Raw genomic sequence first — 8,034 nt, forward strand, 5'->3', positions numbered from 1 at the left:
GGGTGAGTCAACACAAGCGTAGCGAGCGCTGGCCGAGCCGCCCGCCAACGGGTGCGCATCGCTCAGACGATGCCGGTCAGGTAGAACACGCCGATCACGAAGAAGGCCGCCGTGGTGGCGATCAGCGTGATGGCGAAGATGTCCTTGTAGGACTCGCGGTGGGTCAGGCCGGTGACGGCCAGCAGGGTGATCACCGCGCCGTTGTGCGGCAGGGTGTCGAGGCCGCCGGAGGCCATCGAGGCGACCCGGTGCAGCACCTCCAGCGGGATCTGCGCGGCGTTGGCGGCGGCGACGAAATTCTCCGCCATCGCGGCGAGCGCGATACTCATGCCGCCGGAAGCCGAGCCGGTGATGCCGGCCAGCAGGTTGACGGTGATGGCTTCGTTGATCAGCGGATTGGGGATCGCCGACAGCGTACCGGCGACGCTGATGAAGCCCGGCAGCGAGGCGATCACCGCACCGAAGCCGAATTCCGAGGCGGTGTTCATCGCCGCCAGCAGCGAGCCGGCCACCGCGGTGCGGCTGCCCTCGGCCAGCTTGCCGTGCAGGGTGCGGAAACTGCTCGCCACCACCAGCAGGATGCCCAGCAGCAGCGCCGCTTCCACCGCCCAGATCGCCGTTACCTTGCCCACCTCGGTGACCAGCGGGGCGCTCATGCCGCCCAGTTGCAGGCTGTGGCTGGCACCATAGGCCTGCGGAATCCAGCGGGTGAACAGCAGGTTGGCCACCAGCACCAGGATCAGCGGCGACAGCGCCAGCCAGGGATTGGGCAGCGCGATGTCCGACGGCGTCTCCGGTTCGTTGCGCAGGTTGCTGCCATAGCCCTCGCCGGCGGCCAGGGCTTTGCGCAACTGCCACTTGAGGTAGAGCATGCCGAGGCCGAAGACGAACAGCGTGCCGAGCAGGCCCAGCCAGGGCGCCGCCCAGGTGGTGGTGTTGAAGAAGGTGGTGGGGATGATGTTCTGGATCTGCGGCGTACCCGGCAGCGCGGTCATGGTGAAGGTGAACGCGCCGAGGGCGATGGTGGCCGGGATCAGCCGCTTGGGCATGTTGCTCTGGCGGAACATCTCGGCGGCGAACGGATAGACCGCGAACACCACCACGAACAGCGACACGCCGCCGTAGGTTAGCAGCGCGCAGACCAGCACGATCACCAGCATCGCCTGGCTGGTGCCGAGCAGGCGGATCGCCGCGGCGACGATGGAGCGCGAGAAGCCGGACAGTTCGATCAGCTTGCCGAACACTGCGCCGAGCAGGAACACCGGGAAGTACAGCTTGATGAAGCCGACCATCTTCTCCATGAAGATGCCGGTGAAGGCCGGCGCCACCGCCGACGGGTCGGTCAGCAGCACGGCGCCCATGGCCGCGATGGGGGCGAAGAGGATGACGCTGTAGCCACGGTAGGCCGCGAGCATCAGCAGGGTGAGAGCAGCAAGCGCGATGATGACGCTCATCGGGACGATTCTCCTGGCCCGCTGCGGCGCGACCGAATGCTGCCGAGGCATCCGGGAGGCTCGCTGCTGCACGGCAGGCGGTCTGTTGTTGTTGTTCGGCTGCGGGCGTGCCGCGCGGATAGGGATAGCGAGATCCGTGCCAGTACGCAACTTATTGATAGAAAAGGAGTTTTACGAGAGTGTCCAGAAACGTGGACGAGGCGCATGTCCGCCGTGCCGGACATGCATGTCCATGAATCCGGACATTGGCCGCGCGCCGGCCGCAGGCGGCCGGCGCGGAGGGTTCAGCTCAGCCAGTACAACCCGCCGGCGATCACTACGCCGGAGAACACCAGGCTGAGCAGGCAGTAGCCCATGATGTCGCGCGCGCCCAGCCCGGCGATGCCCAGCAGCGGCAGGGCCCAGAACGGCTGGATCATGTTGGTCCAGGCATCACCCCAGGCGATCGCCATGGCCGTGACTTCTGGCGCCACGCCCAGCGCGGCGCCGGCCGGCAGCATGACCGGCCCTTGCACCGCCCATTGGCCGCCGCCGGAGGGCACGAAGACGTTGACCAGGCCGGCGCTGAGGAATGCCAGTACCGGAAAGCTGTCGGCCGACGACCAGGCGATGAAGGTATCGGTGACCTGACGGCCGAGGGAGACGCCGGCGGTGTTGGCGCCGACCATCATCCCATGATCCCGGCGTAGAAGGGGAATTGCACGACGATGCCGGCGATGCCGCGGATGCTCTCCTCGATGGCGCGCATGTAGCGCTCCGGCGTGCCGTGCATCAGCAGCCCGGCGAAGAGGAAGATCGAGATCACGATGTTCAGGCTCAGGGCCAGGCCGTTGGCGCGGAAGTGCTGGTAGAAGAACAGCAGCGCCAGCGCCACCACGACCAGGCCGAGGATGCGGCTGTCGTCCAGGCGCTGGGTGGCGCTTGCCCGCGGGATATCGGCCGGCTGTGGTTCCTCCAGCAGCGCCGGGTCCACCACCTTCGGCGTCTTCGGCTGCATGGCCCAGTTCAGCAGCGGCAGGCCGACCACCAGCACGGCGATGATGATCAGGTTGTAGGGCGCGAACAGCGTCTGGCCGACGCCGATGGCTTCGCTCAGCACGCCGCCGCTCATCTTCTCCAGGTCCGCACCGCCGCTGGCCAGCGACAGCGGAATCGAACCGGAGAAGCCGCCGTGCCAGATCAGGAAGCCCGAATAGGCCGAGGCCACCAGCAGCGGGTAGTCGACCCCGCGTACCTGACGCGCCAGGGCGCGGGCGAACACCGCGCCGATGACCAGGCCGAAGCCCCAGTTGATCCAGGAGCCGGCCAGCGCCACCAGCGTGACCAGCACGATGGCCTGTCCGGGCGTCTGCGGCGTTCGCGCCATGCGATCGAGCAGGCGGTTGATCGCCGGGGCGCGTGCCAGGGCATGGCCGGTGACCAGGATCAGCGACATCTGCATGGTGAACGCCAGCAGGTTCCACAGACCGTTGCCCCAGTGCTGTGCCATGGCCGGCAGGCCCTGGCCGGTGCCGAGCATGGCCGCGATCAGTACGATCAGTGTGAGCAGGATGGCGAAGACGAAAGGTGAGGGCAGGAAGCGTTGCACCAGGTAGACGCTGGCAGCGGTTATTCTGTGGATCATGGTTTCACCTCGCTTGTTGTCGTTATGGCGCGCCGCATGGCGGCGATCGTTTCGCTTATGAGTATCGTCCGCTGGGGCTGTTCCCGCCGCGGCCGCTTTCAGGGAGGGTAGGTCGATGCGTATTGCGCTTCTGATGTCGCTGTTCTTCGCCCCGCTCGCGCAGGCGGCCGAGCCGCTGTCATTGCAGCTGGGCACGCATCGGCTGGAGGCCGAATATGCCGTCACCGCCGAGGCGCGCCGGCGTGGCCTGATGCGGCGTACCGAACTGGCGGCGGACGGCGGCATGCTGTTCCGCTTCGACGAGGTGCGGCACCACTGCCTGTGGATGAAGGACACGCCGTTGCCGCTGTCGGCGGTGTTTCTCGATGAGGACGGGGTGATCGTCGACCTGTTCGAACTGGAGCCGCTCAGCACCGCGGTCCGCTGTTCGCAGGCCCCGGCGCGCTATGCGCTGGAGGCGAATCGCGGCTGGTTCGAGGCGCGCGGCATCGGCCTGGGCGGCCGGGTGGAAGGGCTTCCGGGGGATTAGCCACAGTCGTGGCGCTGCGTTGGTGGAAAAGGCCATTGGCCGTTTTCCACCCTACGGCCGATTAGCGCTGACGACGCGTAGGGTGGCTAACGGCGAAGCCTTGTCCACCGATTGCCCCGGCCCCGCTCAATCCAGCGGCAATTCCGTGGTCCGTTTCACCTCGCTCATGGCGATGTGCGAGTGCGCTTCCTGCACGTGCGGCCGCTGCAGCAGCTGGTCGCGCAGGAAGCGTTCGTAGCTGTCGATGTCCTTGGCCAGCACCTTGAGCAGGTAGTCCGACTCGCCGGCCATGGTGTAGCACTCCAGCACCTCGGGATAGCCGACCACCGCCTGCTCGAACTCGTCGAGGTTGCTGCGCCCGTGCGCCGAGAGCTTGATGTTGACGAACACCGTCATGTTCAGCCCGAGCTTCTTCGGGTTGAGCAGGGCGACCTTGCGCTCGATCAGCCCTTCTTCCTGCATGCGGTTGATCCGCCGCCAGCACGGCGATTGCGACAGTTCCACCTTCTCGGCGATTTCCGCCGCGGACAGGTCGGCGTTGTGTTGCAGCAGCAGGAGAATCTTGCGGTCGATGCTGCTCAGGGGCGAGGTTTGCATGGCTGTTCCTGTTTTCTTCTTGTAGGCGAATGATTCATGCACAGAAGCACTGTTCTACCGCAAAAGTAGAAAGAAAATCTCTCCGCGTCACGGCCAGACTTTTAATCGACACGCGACGGCGGGGCGATCCCCTGCCGATCGCCGGCGTGGGACAGCTTCCGTGCGGCTGCCCACGACCCGTCAGGCGGGCAGCACACGATGCCGCCCAGACTCCGATAACAACAAATTAGGAGCGCCCCATGTCTCTGGCCGAGATCCGTCTGGATGACAAGTACCGGCTCGCAACCGGTCATCTGTACCTCACCGGCACCCAGGCGCTGACCCGCCTGCCGATGCTGCAGCACCAGCGTGACCAGGCCCGCGGCCTGAACACCGGTGGCTTCATTTCCGGCTATCGCGGCTCGCCACTGGGCGGGCTGGACAAGAGCCTCTGGGAAGCGCGCGACTACCTCAAGCAGCACGCCATCCACTTCCAGCCCGGCGTCAACGAAGAGCTCGCCGCCACCGCGGTGTGGGGCAGCCAGCAGGCCAACCTGTTCCCCGGCGCGAAATACGATGGCGTGTTCGCCATGTGGTACGGCAAGGGCCCGGGGGTGGACCGCTCCGGCGACGTCTTCAAGCACGGCAACGCCGCCGGTGTCTCGCCCCATGGCGGCGTGTTGCTGCTGGCCGGCGACGACCACGGCTGCAAGTCCTCGACGCTGCCGCACCAGAGCGAGCACGCCTTCATCGCCGCCTCGATCCCGGTGCTCAACCCGTCCAACGTCCAGGAAATCCTCGACTACGGCATCATCGGCTGGGAGCTGTCGCGCTATTCCGGCTGCTGGGTGGCGCTCAAGACCATCGCCGAGAACGTCGACTCCTCCGCCGTGGTGGAGGTCGACCCGCTGCGCGTGCAGACGCGCATCCCCGAGGACTTCCAGTTGCCCGAGGACGGCGTGCACATCCGCTGGCCGGACCCGCCGCTGGCCCAGGAAAAGCGCCTCAACCTGTTCAAGATCTACGCTGCCCGGGCTTTTGCGCGGGCCAACAACCTCAACCGGGTGATGCTCGATTCGCCCAATCCGCGCCTGGGCATCATCACCACCGGCAAGTCCTACCTCGACGTGCGCCAGGCGCTGGACGACCTCGGCCTGGACGAGGCGCTGTGCGCCCGGGTCGGCCTGCGGGTGCTCAAGGTCGGCATGAGCTGGCCGCTGGAGCCGGTCTCGGTGCACGAATTCGCCCAGGGCCTGGACGAGATCCTGGTGGTCGAGGAAAAACGCAGCATCCTCGAGGACCAGCTCACCGGGCAGCTCTACAACTGGCCGGTCAGCAAGCGCCCGCGGGTGGTCGGCGAATTCGACGAGCAGGGCAATTCGCTGCTGCCCAACCTCAGCGAACTGACCCCGGCGATGATCGCCCGGGTCATCGCCAAGCGCCTCGCGCCGATCTACACCAGCGACAGCATCCAGACCCGCCTGGCCTTCCTCGACGCCAAGGAGAAGGCCCTGGCCGCGCGCAGCTACGACACCGTGCGCACCCCGCACTACTGCTCCGGCTGCCCGCACAACACCTCGACCAAGGTCCCCGAGGGCAGCCGCGCCTCGGCCGGCATCGGCTGTCACTACATGGTGCAGTGGATGGACCGGCGCACCGAGACCTTCACCCAGATGGGGGGCGAGGGCGTCAACTGGATCGGCCAGGCGCCGTTCACCGACACCCCGCACATGTTCCAGAACCTCGGCGACGGCACCTACTTCCACTCCGGCAGCCTGGCGATCCGCGCGGCCGTGGCGGCGGGCGTCAACATCACCTACAAGGTGCTCTACAACGACGCCGTGGCCATGACCGGCGGCCAGCCGATCGACGGCGAGCTGCGTGTCGACCAGCTCAGCCGGCAGATCTTCCACGAGGGCGTCAAGCGCATCGCCCTGGTCAGCGACGAGCCGGACAAGTACCCGAGCCGCGACACCTTCGCGCCGATCACCAGCTTCCATCACCGCCGCGAGCTGGATGCCGTGCAGCGCGAGCTGCGCGAATTCAAGGGCGTCTCGGTGATCATCTACGACCAGACCTGCGCCACCGAGAAGCGCCGCCGGCGCAAGCGCGGCAAACTCGAGGACCCGGCCAAGCGCGTGTTCATCAACCCCGCCGTGTGCGAGGCTGCGGCGATTGCGGCGAGAAGTCCAACTGCCTGTCGGTGCTGCCGCTGGAGACTGAGCTGGGGCGCAAGCGCGAGATCGACCAGAACGCCTGCAACAAGGACTACTCCTGCGTCGAGGGCTTCTGCCCGAGCTTCGTCACCGTGCACGGCGGTCAGTTGCGCAAGCCGCAGGCCGTCGCCGGGGGCATCGATCCGGCGCAACTGCCCGAACCGCAACACCCGTCGCTGGAACGGCCGTGGAACGTGCTGATCCCCGGCGTCGGCGGCAGCGGCGTGACCACCCTCGGCGCGCTGATCGGCATGGCCGCGCATCTGGAGGGCAAGGGTTGCAGCGTGCTCGACCAGGCCGGCCTGGCGCAGAAGTTCGGCCCGGTGACCACCCACGTGCGCATCGCCGCCAGGCAGAGCGACATCTACGCCGTGCGCATCGCCGCCGGCGAAGCCGACCTGCTGCTGGGCTGCGACCTGGTGGTGGCGGCCGGCGACGAGTCGCTGACCCGCCTCAACGAGCGGATCAGCAACGCCGTGGTCAACAGCCACGAATCGGCCACCGCCGAGTTCACCCGCAATCCCGACGCCCAGGTGCCGGGCCCGGCCATGCGCCAGGCGATCAGCGACGCGGTCGGTGCCGAGAAGACCCACTTCGTCGACGCCACCCGGCTGGCCACCCACCTGCTCGGCGACAGCATCGCCACCAACCTGTTCCTGCTCGGTTTCGCCTACCAGCAGGGGCTGCTGCCGGTCTCCGCCGAAGCCATCGAGAAGGCCATCGCGCTCAACGGCGTATCGGCCGAACTGAACCTGCAGGCCTTCCGCTGGGGCCGTCGCGCGGTGCTCGAGCGCGAGGCGGTGGAAGGGCTGGCGCGCCCGGTCGAGGTCGCCGAACCAATCTGTAAAACCCTGGAAGAGATCGTCGAATGGCGCGTGGATTTCCTTACCCGCTACCAGAACGCCGGGCTGGCGCGCCGCTACCGGCAGCTGGTCGAGCGCGTGCGCGACGCCGACAGTGCCGACGATCTGGCGCTGTCCAAGGCGGTGGCGCGCTACTACTTCAAGCTGCTGGCCTACAAGGACGAGTACGAGGTGGCGCGGCTCTACAGCGAGCCGGAATTCCGCCAGCAGCTCCAGGCGCAGTTCGAGGGCGACTACAAGCTGCAGTTCCACCTCGCCCCGGCCTGGCTGGCCAAGCGTGACCCCGTCACCGGCGAGCCGCGCAAGCGCCAGCTGGGGCCGTGGATGCTCAATGTGTTCGGCGTGCTGGCCAAGCTGCGCTTCCTGCGCGGCACGCCTCTGGACCCGTTCGGCTATGGCCACGACCGCCGCGTCGAACGCCAGTTGATCAGCGAGTACGAGAAGACCGTGGACGAGCTGCTGGCCCAGCTCAAGCCGACCAACTACCGCACTGCCGTGGCCATCGCCGCGCTGCCGGAACAGATCCGCGGCTACGGCCCGGTGAAGGAACGCTCCATCGCCAAGGCCCGCCAGCAGGAGAAGCTCTTGCGCGAGCAACTGGCCAAGGGCGACGAAGTGCAGAGCGTGCGGCTGTTCCAGCCGGCGGCGTGACGATGCGCCCGCTGATGGAATGTACCTGGCAGGCTGCGGCCTGCCATCGCCGCGAGGTCGCGCCTCCCACAGGGTTCGGTGTGCACCGGCCGCTTTTTGTGGGAGGCCCGACCCGGGGCGA

3 protein-coding genes and 2 pseudogenes are annotated in these 8,034 nt (G+C 67.3%); 2 read left to right on the plus strand and 3 right to left on the minus strand.

Translation table 11 applies throughout. The features are described from left to right. Positions 1-62: 62 nt before the first annotated feature. On the minus strand, positions 63-1,454 hold the full coding sequence (locus BAY1663_RS08865; RefSeq protein WP_037039637.1) for a GntP family permease: 1,392 nt from the start codon (positions 1,452-1,454) through the stop codon (positions 63-65). Between the two features lie 284 nt (positions 1,455-1,738). After that, a pseudogene (locus BAY1663_RS08870) lies at positions 1,739-3,078 on the minus strand (short-chain fatty acid transporter). 115 nt (positions 3,079-3,193) lie between these two features. Between BAY1663_RS08870 and BAY1663_RS08875 the strand changes: the two are divergent. Next, the gene (locus BAY1663_RS08875; RefSeq protein ID WP_037039642.1) at positions 3,194-3,607 is read left to right on the plus strand and encodes a DUF192 domain-containing protein; all 414 of its coding nucleotides are present in this window, start codon (positions 3,194-3,196) and stop codon (positions 3,605-3,607) included. A 126-nt stretch (positions 3,608-3,733) separates the two neighbouring features. On the opposite strand, the gene BAY1663_RS08880 is transcribed toward BAY1663_RS08875, so the two are convergent. Then, positions 3,734-4,204, minus strand: coding sequence for an Lrp/AsnC family transcriptional regulator (locus BAY1663_RS08880; RefSeq protein ID WP_037039645.1), 471 nt, complete (start codon positions 4,202-4,204; stop codon positions 3,734-3,736). Positions 4,205-4,443: 239 nt separating this feature from the next. Between BAY1663_RS08880 and BAY1663_RS08885 the strand changes: the two are divergent. Next, positions 4,444-7,913 (plus strand): annotated as a pseudogene (locus BAY1663_RS08885) (indolepyruvate ferredoxin oxidoreductase family protein). Positions 7,914-8,034: the final 121 nt, after the last annotated feature.

The organism is Pseudomonas sp. BAY1663 (genome assembly GCF_000582595.1).
In the GTDB taxonomy this organism is placed as follows: domain Bacteria; phylum Pseudomonadota; class Gammaproteobacteria; order Pseudomonadales; family Pseudomonadaceae; genus Stutzerimonas; species Stutzerimonas stutzeri_AF.